Origin of the sequence: Actinomyces johnsonii (assembly GCF_006546835.1) — a bacterium.
Lineage (GTDB): Bacteria > Actinomycetota > Actinomycetes > Actinomycetales > Actinomycetaceae > Actinomyces > Actinomyces johnsonii.
The window spans coordinates 298424-313339 of the sequence record NZ_VICB01000005.1; the positions used below are offsets into that span (position 1 = coordinate 298424).

The following is a 14916-nucleotide window of genomic DNA, read 5'->3' on the forward strand; positions in this document are numbered from 1 at the left end:
GGTTTGGTGGCCCGGGCGGCCGTCATGCTAAGTTTCTCTGCGTCGCCGGAGCGGGTCTCCGGTGGAGCCGCTGAGAGGCGGAGGAAACAACACAAGTCCGAGTGGCGGAATAGGTAGACGCGCTAGCTTGAGGTGCTAGTGCCTTATTAAACGGGCGTGGGGGTTCAAGTCCCCCCTCGGACACCACCAACACGTGATCCCCGGAACCTTGAGGTTCCGGGGATCACGTCGTTTCGCTTTCGCGAGGAGGTCGGGTCAGCTCCACTCGGGACGATAGAGGTCGGGGCGGGACTCCGATGCCATCAGGATCAGGAACCAGATGGCGCCGATACCAAACGGAATGAGCTGAATGAACCACCATGCCCCTGACTTTCCCACATCGTGCAGGCGACGCACAGTGAGGCCGAGGTTCGGCAGAATAGTCGCGAAGCTATAGATCGACAGCAAGCCCGAGATGACCAGGAAGCCGGCGGAGTATGTAAGAGGCTCCGCCCCCTCACCATTCGCAGAGGCTTCGAGCGCGGCGCTCATGGCAGCCATTAAGGGAACGAAGATGAAAATAGATGCAACGAAGCCGATAATGGCATTGAAGAGCGCAACCCACCAGAACTCAGATCGGGAGGCGTAGCCGCGGAACTGGGCGTAACGCTGGAAGTAACGCTTGACGGCCTCACCGAAGCTCGCGCCGGGCAAGGGCGCGATGTCAGGAGTCAGGGCCGGAGCCCCGAACTGTCCGAACTGGTTGGGTGCGCCGTAGGGTGCCTGACCGCCGTAGGGCGCCTGACCGCCGTAGGGTGCCTGACCGCCGTAGGGGGCGGGGCCGCTTCCGTAGGACATGAATCCTCCAAGTGAGACTGAGACTGAGAGACGCTGGAAAGCGATGCATCCATGGCGTCTTGAGGGAAATACCGAGCCAGGCCTGGGACAGCGTGACCGGAGGCAGCCTAGAGGTAGAAGCCCTTCCCTGTCATCTTGATGGCGTGTGCCGATGTGAGGAGAACTTCCCCTTGCGTCCCCGGCATGTCTTGGTGGTAGTCGTCGGCCACCACGACCGCCCTGTTGCGCCGGCCCCTGGTCCAGGTTCTTAGGAACGTGACCGACCCCCCGCGACGGACGTGGAGTGCGCCACAGTCTGTTCACGGTCCTGTCCCTGGCGGTGACGGGGGTGCTTGCGGGCTGTCCAGCTTGACGGCGATATGGGGAGCACACACGGACCTGACCGTCGCCGATCTGGAGGCCTTGGGGGTGGAGGCGGGCTGGGCTCTTTCGTCGGAGTCGACCATCCGGCGGGTGCTGCAGGATCTGGACCCCGCTGACGTTGATGCCCACTTGAGACCATGGTTGTGCACACGCACCGGCACCATCGAGGGAAGAACAGTGGCCGGGGTGGTCAGTCACTACCTTCTCACCGTCAAGGGCAACCAGAAGACTCTGCGTAGGATGCTCAAGAGGCTTCCCCAAAAGAGCGTCCCGTCCGTCTCAGGTGTCGACACCTCTCATGGGCGGCGGGTGCGACGCACCGTCAAAGCCGTCAAGACCCCCGCCCGGGCGGGCTTCCCCGCAGCCGTCCAGGTGGTCCGGGTCCGACGCACCAGGGCCACCAGGAACCGCAAGAAAGGCGGGCAAGGACAGCTGCGCTAAGACAACCGCTAAGAAGACGAGCGTTGAGGTGGTCAACCCGGGTCTACTCCCTACCCATTGATCAAGCCCGGCCCGAGACCGTCGCGTCCTGGATCTGCGGGCACTGGGGGATAGAGAACCGGCTTCAGGTCGGTCAGAGACGTCGTCACGGGCGAGGACCACCACCAGCTGCGCACCGCCAACGGCCCCGAGATCATGACCATGCTGAGAAGCCTGGCCACCCGGCCTCACAGGGCTGATTAATACGTGATCCCCAGAACCTCAAGGTTCTGGGGATCACGCTGTTCGTGAGAAGGTGGAGGTCAACTCCACTCGGGACGATAGAGGTCCGGACGAGACTCTGAAGCAAGGAGAACCAACAGCCAGATCGGTCCGACGATCGGCACGAACACGATGAAGAACCAGACTCCTGGCTTTCCAGTGTCGTGCAGGCGGCGTACCAAGACCGACAGACTCGGAAGAAGAATCGCGAGACTGTAGAGCGATGAGACGCCGGACATCATGAGAACACCGGTCGAATACGCGGGCTCTATCGGGGGTTCGCCGTTCTGGGCTGCTTCAATGGCGGCAGTCATGGCGGTGAGCATCGGGATCACGGTGAAGAGACTCAGGACGAAGCTGATGATGGTATTCAGCAACCATGGCCACCAGTATTCCGAACGGGAGGCGTAGCCGCGGAACTGGGCGTAGCGCTGGAAGAAGCGCTTGACGGCCTCGCCGAAGCCCGCGCCCGGGAGTGGGGCGATGTCGGGGCTCAGGGCGGGCGCCCCGAACTGTTGGGGAGCGCCATAGTGCGCCTGGCCGGCAGGGTATGGGTTGGGTCCGCTTCCGTAAGACATTCATCCTCCAAGTGAGACGAGGTCGGGGAATCGTGGGCGTTACGCGCAAGAGCCAACAACTCTTGTGTCGCAAGAACGTTCTGCCAGAGCCAGCCTAGGCGCCCGTCGTCGTCGACGCCATCCCTTTGTCCACTTTTCTTATGGCTGTACTTCCCCCCTCGTGGCTCTTCGGTAGCCTGGGCTGATGCGCCCCGCCATTCCGTTGATCAACCGCCTCAGGCCGCGGCGCAGTCCTGAGCTGCTGCGTGCCCGAGCCGGGGTCTACCTGGTCTTCCTGGCCAACGGTCTGGGATTCGCCAACCTGGTTCCACGCTTTCCGGAGGTCGTGGCTCATCTGGGCTTGAGCAAGGCGGCTTTTGGTCAGGCCGTGGCCGCGGCCAGTGTCGGAGCCCTCGTGGCAGGACTGGCGGCGTCCTGGCTCATCGCTCGTCTGACCTCGGCGAAGGTTGCCAGCCTGGGCATGCTCGTGGTGGCACTGGCTCTCCTTGGTGCCGGTCTGGCCCGCTCGTGGATCGCCTTGGCGGCCTGCCTCCTGGTGGTAGGTGGGACAGACGCTATCGTCGATGTCGCGCAGAATGCTCATGGCCTGCGGGTCCAGCGCCGCTGGGGCGCCTCCATCGTGACGAGCTTCCACGCCTCCTGGTCGTTGGGCGCTGTGTTGGGAGCGGCCATGGGGCAGGCCATGGCCGGGGCCGGTGTGGGACCGGGGACCCATATGACGGTCACGGCGGTGGTACTGCTGGTCATCTCGGTGGGGCCCTTGCTCGCGGGTTGGTTCCTACCCGGTCGTGATGCTGCTGAGCGCGCCCTCGATCAGGCCGAGGACTTCCAGGGCTCCCAGGACTCCCATGAGGCGCCTGCGACGGTCCCACCGCGTCCCTCCCTGCCGGTGACGATCCTGGTCCTCAGCATCGTCGGGCTGCTATGCGCCGCCTCCATGTTTCCCGAGGACGTCGCCATGAACTGGTCCTCCTTGCTCCTGTCCGCGCAGGGTGCCACAGCCGGCCGCGTGGGGCTGGGACTGGTGGCGCTCCAGGGGACGATGATCGTGGGGCGCCTGGTGGGGGACCGCATCATCGACGCCGTCGGTCAGCAAGCGGTCATCGCCTGGGGCGGCGCTCTAGTGACGCTCGGGATGGGGCTCGCACTCGTGGTCTCCTCGGTTCCCGGAACACTGATCGGGATGGCCGTCTCCGGGGCCGGTTGTGCTGTCGCCGTTCCCGTGACCTACTCCGCGGCCGACGACGTCGAAGGGCTCCCTGCCGGGCTGGGCCTGACGATCGTGTCCTGGCTCGCCCGGCTCACAGGCCTTTTGGCGCCGCCGGTTGTCGGCTGGCTCGCCGATGATCACGGACTGTGGGTAGCACTGGCCTACGGTCTGCTGGGAGGTCTCATCATGGTCACCTGCTGGCCGGTCCTACGCCGCCGGACTGTGGAGGCGTCCGTCGGGTGATCTGAACGGCGCTGCAGCATGTAAGACCCTCAGTTTCAGGCAAGCCCGGCTCGACGGCGCAGCTCGCTGTCCTTCTGCCGTATCCAGCGCCCGCCGATCACAACGGTTGCGAGTGCCGCAGCGATGACGGTCAGTGCAAGGACCGAGTTCAATATCAGAGTGTGGGTTCGAGTCTCCGCCGAAGAGACGCTGGTCATGAACATTGTCTGAGTCAGTATTGTGGAGGAAATTATTGCGAGGACTGCAACGAGCATTTCGACTAAGAAAACGATCGCTGCAAGGTTCCAGTAGTGCTCGCGCCGACGCGCATCGCACCACGCGGGCAGGGAGGGGGCATCAACATCCTCCCAGCTGATCTCTCGCGGCTCTTCCTCCCCAGGCATCGTGCTGGGATAAGAGATGATGAGACGGTCGCACCGCTTGGAGGAAAGGGAGATGATGGCACCGAAAATGCTGACGCCGAAGATTAGAGGGGTGAGCGTGAACTGCCCAGAGGAAAGGAATAACGTGAAGATCAAGATGCCGACGATCAAGAATACCGAAGCGAAGACGGTCAATCCGGCGAGGGTCCGACGGCTCTGCCTCACGCGCCTGGCGACGTCGTAGGCATCCGGCCACGGAGGCCCCATGCGTCCATCGCGGGTGACTCCTCGCGCGCTGGAGGCTCCGTTCGGGTGGGTGATGAGATCCCGGCGCAGTCCCGCCTCGATATCCAAGGGGCGTGATGAGCCGGGCTCCTGCCCGGCCAGTTGGGTGAGGGCCTGACGTAACAGCCCCCACTGCTCCTCGGCCACGAACTTCGGTGTGCGTAGCACCCATGCGGCACGAACGCTGACGACAAATATTGCTAATAGTATGGCGATGATAATCGCAGGGATGATAAGAAGAACTATGTTCAGGTGATCAAACGAGGTGCTTGATGCTGTGCGTGAGGTGATTTCAAATAACCCAGGGATAAGGAGAAAATACAGTCCGAATCCTGCCAGTCCTAATGTGGCGATGGCTTGCAAGAGTCGCATCACTGCGTCCACGCTGATCTGCGTGGACAGGGATGCGGTGCCCGGCTCATAAGTGTTGATGGTGCTTTTGACGGTTTGACGAACTTGCTGCTCACTCACTGCATTTGCTGGAACGGTCAGGCGTTCTTTGACGAGGGTGAGCGTTGTCGGCGATCCCAGACCGGACTCATAGGTCGGAGTGTGATGCTCCACGTGGGTGCCATCAGTCGAGTCGAGTCTGCTAGTCGTGTGAATGCTCTCCACCCGGGCCGGGACTCTCTGCTCGATCGTGATGACGTCGCCCCGCCCGCGCACGCGCACCGAGGGCAGCATCCAGCGCGGGATCGCAGGGCCGTAGCGTCGTCTCGCAGATGCAGGTAGCGTGCTCACGTGATCTCTTCTCCTAGGGGAGTGTTGCCCTCGAGCATAGGCCCCTGAAATGACCTGGGAGAGGATTTTGGGGAGCTCATCAAGAGTGAGGAAGGGGGAAGCGCTAGCATCGCCTCTCATGGATCCCTTTGAGATGACCGTGGCCGCCGACGCTGATCTGCCTGCTCTCGTCCTGTCGACTCCGACTGGGGAGGACATCAACCGCATCGCGGAGATCTGCCGGGAGACCGACATCCAGGAGTGGACCCTCGTCCCCCGCGGCTACCAGCGCAGTGACGCGCAGTTCTTCGTCGAGCAGGTCGTGGCCAATGGCTGGAGCGAGGGCCGCGAGCTCACCTGGGGGGTGCGTGAAGTCGGCGGCGACGACGCATCGTCGACCCTGGTGGGCATGCTCGGTGTGTCTCTGAACGGTCCGGAGGACGCTCGGACTGGAGAGATCGGCTACTGGCTCACTGCGGCTGCGCAAGGGCGCGGCACTATGACCCGCGCCGTCGCCGCCTTCATCGATACTGCCTTCGACCCGGACGGCCCTCTGAACCTGTCTGCACTGCGGTGGCGCTGCGCCATCCATGACTCAGACCGCGGCCCGGTGCCCAACTGGGCCTCCTGGAAAGTGGCCTGGTCGCTCGGCTTCCAACGGGAGGGGCGAGTGCGTCGTCTCCTGCTCAATGATGGAGCGCTCCGTGACGGCTGGATCGCCACCCTGCTGCCCGATGATCCACGTAGGCCGCAAGCCCCCTGGGATGGTCCTGTCGACGCCGATGGTGTTGTTCCCCTCGTGGCGCACGACGGCGTCGGAGAGCGTGAGGGGGACGATCCCGAGGCGCTTGTGCGCCGCTTCCACCACATCTACGGACTTCCCGTCCAGACCGACGGCGCCAGCCTCGAGCGCGAGAGCCTGAGCATGCGCATGAGTCTCATCGCCGAGGAGTTCGCCGAGCTCGTCGGCGCCGTCTACGGGCAAGCGGCCCGCACCGAGGTCGAATCGGGCTACCGCCGCGCCGTGGTCGCCGACGATGGCGCTCGTGACGCCGTCGAGGCCGCCGACGCCCTGGCTGACCTCATCTACGTCATCTACGGCATGGCCCTGGAGACAGGAATCGACCTGGCGGCCGTGCTCGCCGAGGTGCAGCGCTCCAACATGTCCAAGCTGGGCGCCGACGGAAAGCCGATCTACCGCGAGGACGGCAAGGTCCTCAAAGGTCCGGGCTACTTCGCGCCGGACGTGGCCGAAGTGCTGCGTCATCGCCGTCTGTGCTGAGAAGCTGAGAGCAGACCACCGTCACAGCCATAACTTTACTACACGTATAGTAAAGTTATGGCTGTGACTCGTACCCCCGGACTTCGCGCCTGGGCGGCCCTGGCCGTCCTGACTCTTGCCGTCACTCTGCTGGCCATCGACTCCACGGTGCTGGCGCTGGCGATCCCCTCACTGAGCGCGGACCTGAGCCCAACAGCTAGCCAGGTGCTGTGGATCGGCGACATCTACTCCTTCACCCTGGCCGGTCTCCTGGTCACCATGGGCAATGTCGCCGACCGCATCGGTCGACGGCGTCTCCTGCTCCTCGGGACCCTCGGCTTCGGCGCGGCCAGCATCATGGCGGCTTTCGCGCCCAGCGCAGGAGCCCTCATCGCCGCACGAGCCCTGCTGGGCGTCGGCGGCGCCACGATCATGCCCTCCACCCTCTCCTTGATCCGCAACATCTTCCCCGACGCCCGCCACCGCACCACTGCGATCGCGATCTGGTCGGCTGGCAGCTCCGGCGGCATGGCGCTGGGCCCGCTGGTCGGTGGGATTCTGCTCGAGCACTTCTGGTGGGGCAGCGTCTTCCTCATCAACGTTCCCGTCATGACGGCCGTCATCGTCACAGGCCTGTGGCTCCTGCCGGAGTCCAAGAACGACCATAGCGCCCCGGTGGACCTGGTCTCCGCAATCCTGTCGGTCCTGGCCTTTGTGCCGATCACCTACGCCGTCAAGTCCTTCGCCCACGACGGCCTTACCGTCATCGCAGTAGCAGCACTGGTGGGCGGCCTCGTCGGCGGATGGCTGTTCCTCAGGCGTCAACGCACGCTGGCCACGCCGCTGATCGACGTCGAGCTCTTCAGACGACCCGCATTCACCTGGGCGATTGCGGCCACTGTCCTGGCGATCTTCGCGCTGTCTGGCCTCCTCTACTACTTCTTCTCCCAGTACCTCCAGCTCGTTCGGGGCTACTCCACGCTCCGAGCGGGACTGACCGAGCTGCCCGCATCGCTGGCCTCCATCGTCGTTGTCGCAGTCGTGGCCGCGGTGGTGCGCCGACTTGGCAACGGTTGGGCGCTCGGAAGCGGCCTGCTCATGGCCGCGGTGGGACTGATTGTGGTTGCTCTGGGGGAGTCCTACGGTGGAATCGTTGTGATCTGCGTCGGCCTGCTCATCATCGGCGCCGGTATCGGCATGGCCTTCACGGTCTCCACCGGGGCGGTCCTGGGATCGGTGCCGGCGGATCGGGCCGGAGCGGCCTTCGCCATCTCCGAAACCGGACTCGAGCTGGGCGTCGCCCTGGGGATCGCGGTGCTCGGTACGATCCAGGACGTCGGCTACCGGTGTCTGCTTGGGCAGGCCCCTTCCGGTCTTCCAGTCCGGGTGGTCGATGCCGCCGAGCAGTCCCTGGCCACTCTGTCGGGCGTCATAGACCGGACCGATCCCGGGCAGGCTCGGCTGCTGGCTCAGACCCAGACGGCCTTCACCTACGCCATGCAGGCCACCGCCGTCATCGCCGCCGTGATCCTCCTGGTCGCGGGCGTCATGGCCGCGCGTCATGTTCCGGCCACCAGTGATGACGAGTGAGGAGACCCCATGAGAACCTCGAACCGGGACCGCATCATCACTGGGGCACTCGAGCTCGCACACCGTGACGGGTTCGACACGCTCACCTTCGACGCCCTGGCCGAGCACGTCGGATTGACTCGTGGCGGCATCATCTACCATTTCCGCACCAAGGCCGAACTCCTGGAGGGAATTGCGAGCGCCTTCCAGGAGCGATGGCGGGCCGAGGCACTGGAGGCACTGGGCAAGCCGCTGGACGAGGCGAGCCGCGCCGAACGCATCGAGGCCTTGACGCGCTCCGTCGTTGACGGCGAGATCCTTCCCGGAGAGGTCAGCTTCATGCTCTCGGCCACGCCGGAGGCGGAGATGCTCAAGGACGCCTGGAACGCGCTGCGCCGTGAGTGGGTGGGGGAGATTTCCGAGCTGACCTCGATGCAACGCGTGGCGCTGCTGGCGGTGGACGGCTGGTGGGCCAACCGCGCCGTTGATAGAGACAACCATGACCCCGACGATCCCGCCGTCGCCGACCTCATTGTGTCTCTCGCGGCCGGAAACATGACTGGCCAGGCCCTCGGCAAGCCTTCCGACAAGGACTAATGGCCCACAAACCCCTGCCTGTTGTGCTTGAGATGCCCCTGGCTCGTGGCACGATGGGCCCATGAGCGAGACCACCGACGGCACCGACCTCCCGGAGTCGAACGTCTTCGCCAAGCCCTGGGGGCTCGATCTGGGCCTGCCCGGCTTCACAGCTGTGGACCACGCCGACATCGAACCGGCCATCCGGGCCGGGATGGCCGTCGAGCGTCGGGAATGGGAGATGATCGCCACCAACGAGGCCGCCCCTACGGTCGCCAACACCGTCGATGCCCTCGAGCGATCCGGGGAACTGCTGGAGCGGGCGCTGACGGTGTTGGACGCCCTGACCTCCGCCACCGACTGCCCGGACCTCGATGAGCTCGAGGAGGCGCTCGCTCCCGAGCTGGCGGCGCACTCCGACGCCTACCACCTCGACTCGCGTCTCTATCGGCGTTTCAAGACCCTTGACGACCTCGTCGCGGCCGCACCCGACGGCGAGGACGCACGTGACACCGACAACGCCGTCATCGACGCCGAGACCGCCCGTCTCATCCGTCTGACCGTCGAGGAGTTCGAGCGCAACGGCGTCGGCCTGGACGAGTCCGACACAGATGCCCTCAAGGCGATCAACGCTCGCGTCAACGCGCTCAAGATGCGTTTCTCCGTCATGGCCACCGAGGCCATGCATGCCGCTGAGGTCGCCAACGTCACGGTCCCGCCCTCCCTGGCCACCACCCGCCCCCACAGCGCCAGACGCGCCCTTCTGGAAAGGTCCATGAGTCGAGGGCTGGGTAAGCAGGACGACGCCGGCGACACCCGGGGCGTCGTCCTGGAGCTCGCGGCGCTGCGTGCCGAACGGGCCGCCCTCCTGGGCTACCCGCACCACGCCGCCCTTGTGGCCGCGGAGTCGGCCGCACGAACCACTGAGGCCGTGTCCGAGATGCTGGCTCGCCTCACCCCGCCCGCCATGGCCAATGCCCGACGCGACGCTCAGGTCTACGCCGCCCGCATGGACAGTGACCCCCAGACCCAGGCGGGGGAGACCTTCGGCCCCGCCGACTGGCCCCTCTACGAAACCGCAGAGCGCAAGGACCGCTTCGGTGTCGACGACGAAATCCTGGCCCCCTACTTGGAGCTGTGGAGTGTCGTCACCAAGGGTGTCTTCTACGCCGCCAACCGTCTCTATGGCATCACCTTCCACGAGCGCGAGGACCTGGCCGAGCACATGTACGCCCCGGGCGTACGGGTCTGGGAGGTGCGCGACGGTGAGGAATCGGAGGCGCCGGTTCTAGGGCTCTTCGTCGGTGACTACTACGCCCGAGCCGGTAAGTCCGGAGGCGCCTGGATGGACAGCCTCGTCACCGGCTCGGCGCTCGCCGGCCGCAGGCCAGTGGTCATCAACTGTTGCAATATCGAGCAGCCCACCTCCGGCCCGGCCCTGCTGACCTGGGACGAGGTCATCACCTGTTTCCACGAGTTCGGACATGCCCTGCACGCCCTGCTCTCCGAGGCCCGCTACCCCTCAGCCTTCGGGACCGCCGTGCCTCGGGACGTCGTCGAGTTCCCCAGCCAGCTCAACGAGAAATGGGCCCTTCACCCTGAGGTGCTGTCCAGCTACGCACGCCATGTGGACACCGGCGAGCCCCTGCCGGCCGAGCTGGCCGAGCAGCTGCGCGGCCAAGGCACCTTCGGGCAGGGTTACGCCACCACGGAGTACCTGGGAGCAGCCCTGCTCGACCAGGCCTGGCACACACTGGCCCCCACCGATGTGCCACATGATGTTGCCGAGGTCGAGGGGTTCGAGCACCACGCCCTGGCCGAGGCCGGGATCAACGACACGCTCGTGCCCCCGCGTTACCGCACCACCTACTTCTCCCACATTTTCGCCGGCGGCTACAGCGCGGCCTACTACGCCTACATCTGGAGCGAAGTCATGGACGCCGACGCCATCGAGTGGTTCACCACCGATGGTGCGATCAACGGCGACCTCGGCCTGAACCGCCAGGCCGGGGAGTCCTTCCGCCGTGAGTTCCTCGCCCGTGGCGACTCCCGAGACCCGCTGGTCTCCTACCGCGCCTTCACCGGGCGCGAACCCAGCATCCTGCCCCTTCTCAAACGCCGCGGACTCACCTGACGGGCGCGGTCCGCCTCCTCACTCTCATCACCGGAAGGAACACAATATGGCTCGCGTCACCATCGTCGGCGGTGGATACGGCGGTATCACCGCCGCCAAGGCCCTCGACGACGTCGCCGAGGTCACCCTCGTGGAGCAGAAGGACACCTTCGTCAGCCATGCCGCAGCGCTGCGGGCGGCGGTCGACCGGGACTGGGCGGAGAAGATTTTCCTGCCCTACGACCGGCTCCTGGCCAACGGGCGCGTCGTCCACGGAACAGCTCTGGCCGTGCGCGGAACCACCGTCGAGGTCTCCGGGCACGGGCCGATCGAGGCCGACTATCTGGTACTGGCCACCGGGACCGCCTATCCCTTCCCGGCCAAGCACATGGAGTCCTCATCCATCATCGCCAAGGCCCGCATCGAACGGGTTCACGCCAACCTCGAGCAGTCCTCGCGGGTGCTCATCGTGGGGGCCGGGGCAGTCGGCATCGAGCTGGCCGGGGAGATCACCTCGGCGTTCCCGGGCATCAAGGTGACGATGCTGGAGGCCGCCGAGAGGATCCTGCCCGCCGGCGACTACAAGCCTGAGATCCGCGAGGCCATCTCCGACCAACTGGTCCAGCGCGGGGTGGAGATCGTCACCGGCGATTCCCTCGGCTTCCTGCCCCCGATCGACGTCGGTGTGCTCTCGCCCTTCCGAGTCACCACCCAGGGCGGACGCCTTCTGGAGGCGGACATGTGGTTCCGCGCCTACGGCTCGGCGGCCGCCACCGGATTCCTCAGTGAGGACTATGACGAGGTCCGGCACTACGACGGAACGATACGCGTCGACGAGTACCTGCGCGTGATGGACCACCCCGGGGTCTGGGCAATCGGCGATATCACCGACGTGCGCGAGTCCAAGCGAGCCGACGCCGCTCGGGCGCATGCCCGAGTCGTCGCCAGTAATATCGTTGACCTCATCGCGGGTCGGGAGCCCAGCACGACCTACACGCCCGGAACTGAGCGGATCATCCTGCCCCTCGGCCCCCACGGCGGCGCCTCCCAGATTCTGCGTGACGGCGTGCGCATCGTCGTCGGGCCCGAGGAGACTAGCAGGATCAAGGGGGAGGATCTCTTCCTGGGCTTCATTCGCCAGGAGCTGGGAGTCGACCGGGACTCATGACGGCGGTGCGACGCGAGCCGCCATGATGGCTCGCTTGTGCACCGGGCGGGGAGAGAGCCGGTAGTGTGTCCCACATGACGAACGACCCGCGGTCCGCGCTCAACCGACTCATCGCCGCCTTCGAGGCGCACCTGGATGCTGCCGCGACCGGCGACGAGCTCTCCCCGGCCGTGGTCGCGGCCGAGAACGCCCTCCAGGACGCCTTCTTCACCTACGACGACTCGTTGTTCACCGCTTACGGCATCGAGCTTCCCTTCGAGGCCTTCGACTCCGACGGTGATGATGATGACGATGATGACGAGGACTATGACGACGACGGCGAGTACGACGACGATGATGACGATGATGACGAGGACTATGACGACGACGGCGAGTACGACGATGACGACGACTGACTGAGGTTTCTCGGCAGCCCATCGTTCAGTAGTGGGGCCCGCGCCAGGTGCGCGGGCCCCACTATTCTCTGTGAGGTCCTCGGCATGGACGCGCCCACGAGGTCGGCGGGCAATGGATCTCGCCCTCGTGAGGGGCTGAGTGCTGGCCGGGGTGGCTCAGAATCGCTCGGGGTAACCGAGCTGCAACGAGGTGACCTCGTCCAGGGCGTGACGGATCTGAACCGGAAGCTCTAGGTCGTCGGCTGAGAGCACTCCCTGGAGCTGAGCCGGTGTACGCGCCCCCACGATGGTGGAGGCGATCCCGGTGGCGTCACGGGCCCAGGCCAGGGCCACTTCGGCCGGCTTGCGGTCCAGGCCTGAGGCGGCGGTGGCCACGGCCTCGACGACACCCCGGTGCGGATCGCCCAGATAGGGGGATACGTAGGAGCGCAGATGCGGTGAGGCGGCCCGCGAGTCAGGAGGAATCGTCGCCCGGTACTTGCCCGTGAGGACCCCCCGCCCCAGGGGCGCATAGCCCAGGATGCCGAAACCCAGGGCCTGGGAGGCGGGCATGAGCTCGCGTTCGATACCCCGGGAGAGCAGCGAATGCTCCACCTCGACGGCGGCCAGTCCCGTCCCCCGACCGTTCTCGCTGAGCAGATCGTGCATGCGCACCGACGCCCAGGCCGGGTGGTTGGCGATCCCCACGTAGCGAGTGCGGCCGGAGGAGACGGCCAGGCTCAGGGCATGGGCCGTCTCCTCCAGGGAGGTGGTGGGGTCGGGCACCTGAACCAGCAGCAGGTCGAGGTGGTCGGTGCCCAGTCGGGCCAGACTGGTGTCCAATGTGTCCAGCAGTGAGCCGCGGGAGGCGTCGGCCACCGAGGACCGCTCCCCGGTGCGCCAGGTGCGCACTCCGGCCTTGGAGACCAGGACGAGGTCCTGACGGTCCACGTGCTCGCGCAGGAGCGCTCCGATGACCTCCTCGCTGACGCCTTCGCCGTAGGAGGCAGCTGTGTCCACGAGGGTGCCTCCGGCGTCGAGGAAGATGTCGAGCTGCTCCTTGGCCTCGAGCTCATCGGTGTCCCGGCCCCAGGTCATTGTGCCCAGGCCCACGGAGGACACTCTCAGGCCGGTCCGGCCCAGTCTCCTGTGCTCCATAGGTCCAACCGTAGCGTTTCGGTCTACTTGCGCACGGTGATGGTCCAGGCCGCGTCGCCGGTGCGCTCGAACTCGGTGACGGTATAACCGTTGTCGGCAGCCCAGGCGGGAAGAGACTGAGTGCCCTGGGTGCAGTCGAAGCCGATGACGAGCTCGTCGCCGATATCGAGGTCCTCCATGGCCTCCTCCGCCTCGATGACTGGGAAGGGGCAGACTTGGCCAGTGGTCTCCAGAACAGTGCGCATGAGTATCTCCTTGGTTGTAGTGCGTTGCCGTGACGTCGTCGGTGGACTGCCGGTGAGTGTCAGACGGTGGCGGGGGTACGGACGGCGGTGCGTTCGGCGCGACGCTGCTGCCGGGGACGGATGAGAAGGAACCAGGCGGCAGCCCCGACCCCCAGGACTTGGAAGACGAGGGCGGCCCAGCCCTGCCATGACAGGAGCGAGGTCTGCACCAGGGCGTTACCGATCGAGCAGCCCCCGGCCCAGGCGGCGCCGATTCCCATGAGGATGCCGCCAATGATGGAGCGCTGGATAACCTGGGCGCTGGGCACGCGGACGCGGAACTCTCCGGAGGCCTTGGCCGCGATGTAGGAACCGAACAGGATTCCTACGACCAGGAGCACGCCCCAGTCGAGTCGCTTGGGGTCACCGGTGACGATGAGGCTCACCAGGTTCGATGACGGTGTCGTGATTCCGAGCCCATCCGGACGCCCTGAGGCCCAGGACGTGGGCCAAGCGACGATGGCGACGATCCCGACGAGGAGTCCCGTCACCAGCGGGTTCCACTGCTTCTCCAGCAGTAGGTGAGCCAGGCCCGTGCGCTGTGCGGGCAGCTGGACCTGGGCGGGGAGGCCTCGTCCCAGGATGATGAAGCGGTGTACGACCACACCGGTGACTCCGGCCAGGATGACGACGCCGACCCAATCTGGCACGCCGATGGAGGCGGGGATGGTGGTGAGGTTGGTGACCCATAGTCCCTTAATCCAGGTGGTCACTCCCGACAGGATTCCGGTCTTCGATGTAGCCGCAGCGGTGGCGTATGCCACGAGCGCGAACCAGGAGCCGACCAGGCCCTCGCCGGCGCGGTAGTAGGTACCGGTGGCGCAGCCTCCGGCCAGGACGATCCCGACTCCGAAGAGGAAGGAACCGACAACGGTGGCAACCACTGACAATTTGGGGATCTCAGGTGTGATGGAGCCTGCGCCGGTAAGTACTGCGACTCCGACCGCCTGAACGGCGATGGCCAGCAGGAAGGCTGTGAACCAGCGCCAGGAGCGGGAGACCCACAGGTCGCGGAAGGCCCCGGTGATGCAGAAACGGCCCCGTTGAAGGATGAAACCGAGGACGGCTCCAACGACGAGTCCAGTAAGGATGGTGGGTGATGGCACGGTGTGG

The 14916-nt window shown here is 65.6% G+C and carries 14 protein-coding genes and 1 tRNA gene; 9 read left to right on the plus strand and 6 right to left on the minus strand.

What is annotated here, in order from left to right:
- The first annotated feature begins 95 nt into the window (after window positions 1-95).
- Window positions 96-186: transfer RNA gene (locus FK256_RS06080), tRNA-Leu, on the plus strand.
- A gap of 69 nt (window positions 187-255) precedes the next feature.
- Here FK256_RS06080 and FK256_RS06085 read toward each other — a convergent pair.
- Window positions 256-837: a DUF805 domain-containing protein gene (locus FK256_RS06085; RefSeq protein ID WP_021606151.1), complete on the minus strand. Its 582-nt coding sequence runs from the start codon at window positions 835-837 to the stop codon at window positions 256-258.
- 348 nt (window positions 838-1185) lie between these two features.
- On the opposite strand from FK256_RS06085, the gene FK256_RS14565 reads away from it, so the two are divergent.
- Window positions 1186-1641, plus strand: coding sequence for a hypothetical protein (locus tag FK256_RS14565; RefSeq protein WP_244936194.1), 456 nt, complete (start codon window positions 1186-1188; stop codon window positions 1639-1641).
- Window positions 1642-1943: 302 nt separating this feature from the next.
- Here the strand turns inward: FK256_RS14565 and FK256_RS06095 are convergent, their stop codons facing one another.
- On the minus strand, window positions 1944-2480 hold the full coding sequence (locus tag FK256_RS06095; protein WP_141424087.1) for a DUF805 domain-containing protein: 537 nt from the start codon (window positions 2478-2480) through the stop codon (window positions 1944-1946).
- A 184-nt stretch (window positions 2481-2664) separates the two neighbouring features.
- Here FK256_RS06095 and FK256_RS06100 point away from each other — a divergent pair, with 184 nt between their 5' ends.
- On the plus strand, window positions 2665-3933 hold the full coding sequence (locus FK256_RS06100) for an MFS transporter (RefSeq protein ID WP_141424088.1): 1269 nt from the start codon (window positions 2665-2667) through the stop codon (window positions 3931-3933).
- A gap of 35 nt (window positions 3934-3968) precedes the next feature.
- On the opposite strand, the gene FK256_RS06105 is transcribed toward FK256_RS06100, so the two are convergent.
- Window positions 3969-5321, minus strand: a complete 1353-nt coding sequence (locus tag FK256_RS06105) for a hypothetical protein (RefSeq protein ID WP_244936196.1) — start codon at window positions 5319-5321, stop codon at window positions 3969-3971.
- 118 nt (window positions 5322-5439) lie between these two features.
- Here FK256_RS06105 and FK256_RS06110 point away from each other — a divergent pair, with 118 nt between their 5' ends.
- The 6 genes from FK256_RS06110 (at window position 5440) to FK256_RS06135 (ending at window position 12382) form a co-directional block, all read left to right on the plus strand.
- A complete protein-coding gene (locus FK256_RS06110) occupies window positions 5440-6582 on the plus strand; it encodes a bifunctional GNAT family N-acetyltransferase/nucleoside triphosphate pyrophosphohydrolase family protein (protein ID WP_021606157.1) in 1143 nt (380 codons plus the stop codon).
- A gap of 57 nt (window positions 6583-6639) precedes the next feature.
- Window positions 6640-8151 carry an MFS transporter gene (locus tag FK256_RS06115; RefSeq protein ID WP_141424090.1) on the plus strand — a complete coding sequence of 504 codons (1512 nt, stop codon included), beginning with the start codon at window positions 6640-6642 and terminating at the stop codon, window positions 8149-8151.
- 9 nt (window positions 8152-8160) lie between these two features.
- Window positions 8161-8727 (plus strand): TetR/AcrR family transcriptional regulator, encoded by a 567-nt coding sequence (locus FK256_RS06120; RefSeq protein WP_141424091.1) that lies wholly within the window; start codon window positions 8161-8163, stop codon window positions 8725-8727.
- A gap of 61 nt (window positions 8728-8788) precedes the next feature.
- The gene (locus FK256_RS06125; RefSeq protein ID WP_141424092.1) at window positions 8789-10840 is read left to right on the plus strand and encodes a M3 family metallopeptidase; all 2052 of its coding nucleotides are present in this window, start codon (window positions 8789-8791) and stop codon (window positions 10838-10840) included.
- Between the two features lie 46 nt (window positions 10841-10886).
- Complete coding sequence (locus FK256_RS06130; protein WP_141424093.1) at window positions 10887-11987, plus strand: NAD(P)/FAD-dependent oxidoreductase; 1101 nt, start codon at window positions 10887-10889, stop codon at window positions 11985-11987.
- A 74-nt stretch (window positions 11988-12061) separates the two neighbouring features.
- A complete protein-coding gene (locus FK256_RS06135; protein WP_141424094.1) occupies window positions 12062-12382 on the plus strand; it encodes a DNA primase in 321 nt (106 codons plus the stop codon).
- A gap of 156 nt (window positions 12383-12538) precedes the next feature.
- On the opposite strand, the gene FK256_RS06140 is transcribed toward FK256_RS06135, so the two are convergent.
- From FK256_RS06140 to FK256_RS06150, 3 genes are read right to left on the minus strand one after another with little or no spacing between them, the layout of a single operon-like run.
- On the minus strand, window positions 12539-13519 hold the full coding sequence (locus tag FK256_RS06140; protein WP_141424095.1) for an aldo/keto reductase: 981 nt from the start codon (window positions 13517-13519) through the stop codon (window positions 12539-12541).
- 23 nt (window positions 13520-13542) lie between these two features.
- Window positions 13543-13764: a sulfurtransferase TusA family protein gene (locus FK256_RS06145; RefSeq protein ID WP_009232856.1), complete on the minus strand. Its 222-nt coding sequence runs from the start codon at window positions 13762-13764 to the stop codon at window positions 13543-13545.
- A gap of 59 nt (window positions 13765-13823) precedes the next feature.
- Window positions 13824-14909, minus strand: coding sequence for a YeeE/YedE family protein (locus FK256_RS06150; RefSeq protein ID WP_141424096.1), 1086 nt, complete (start codon window positions 14907-14909; stop codon window positions 13824-13826).
- Between the last annotated feature and the right edge of the window lie 7 nt (window positions 14910-14916).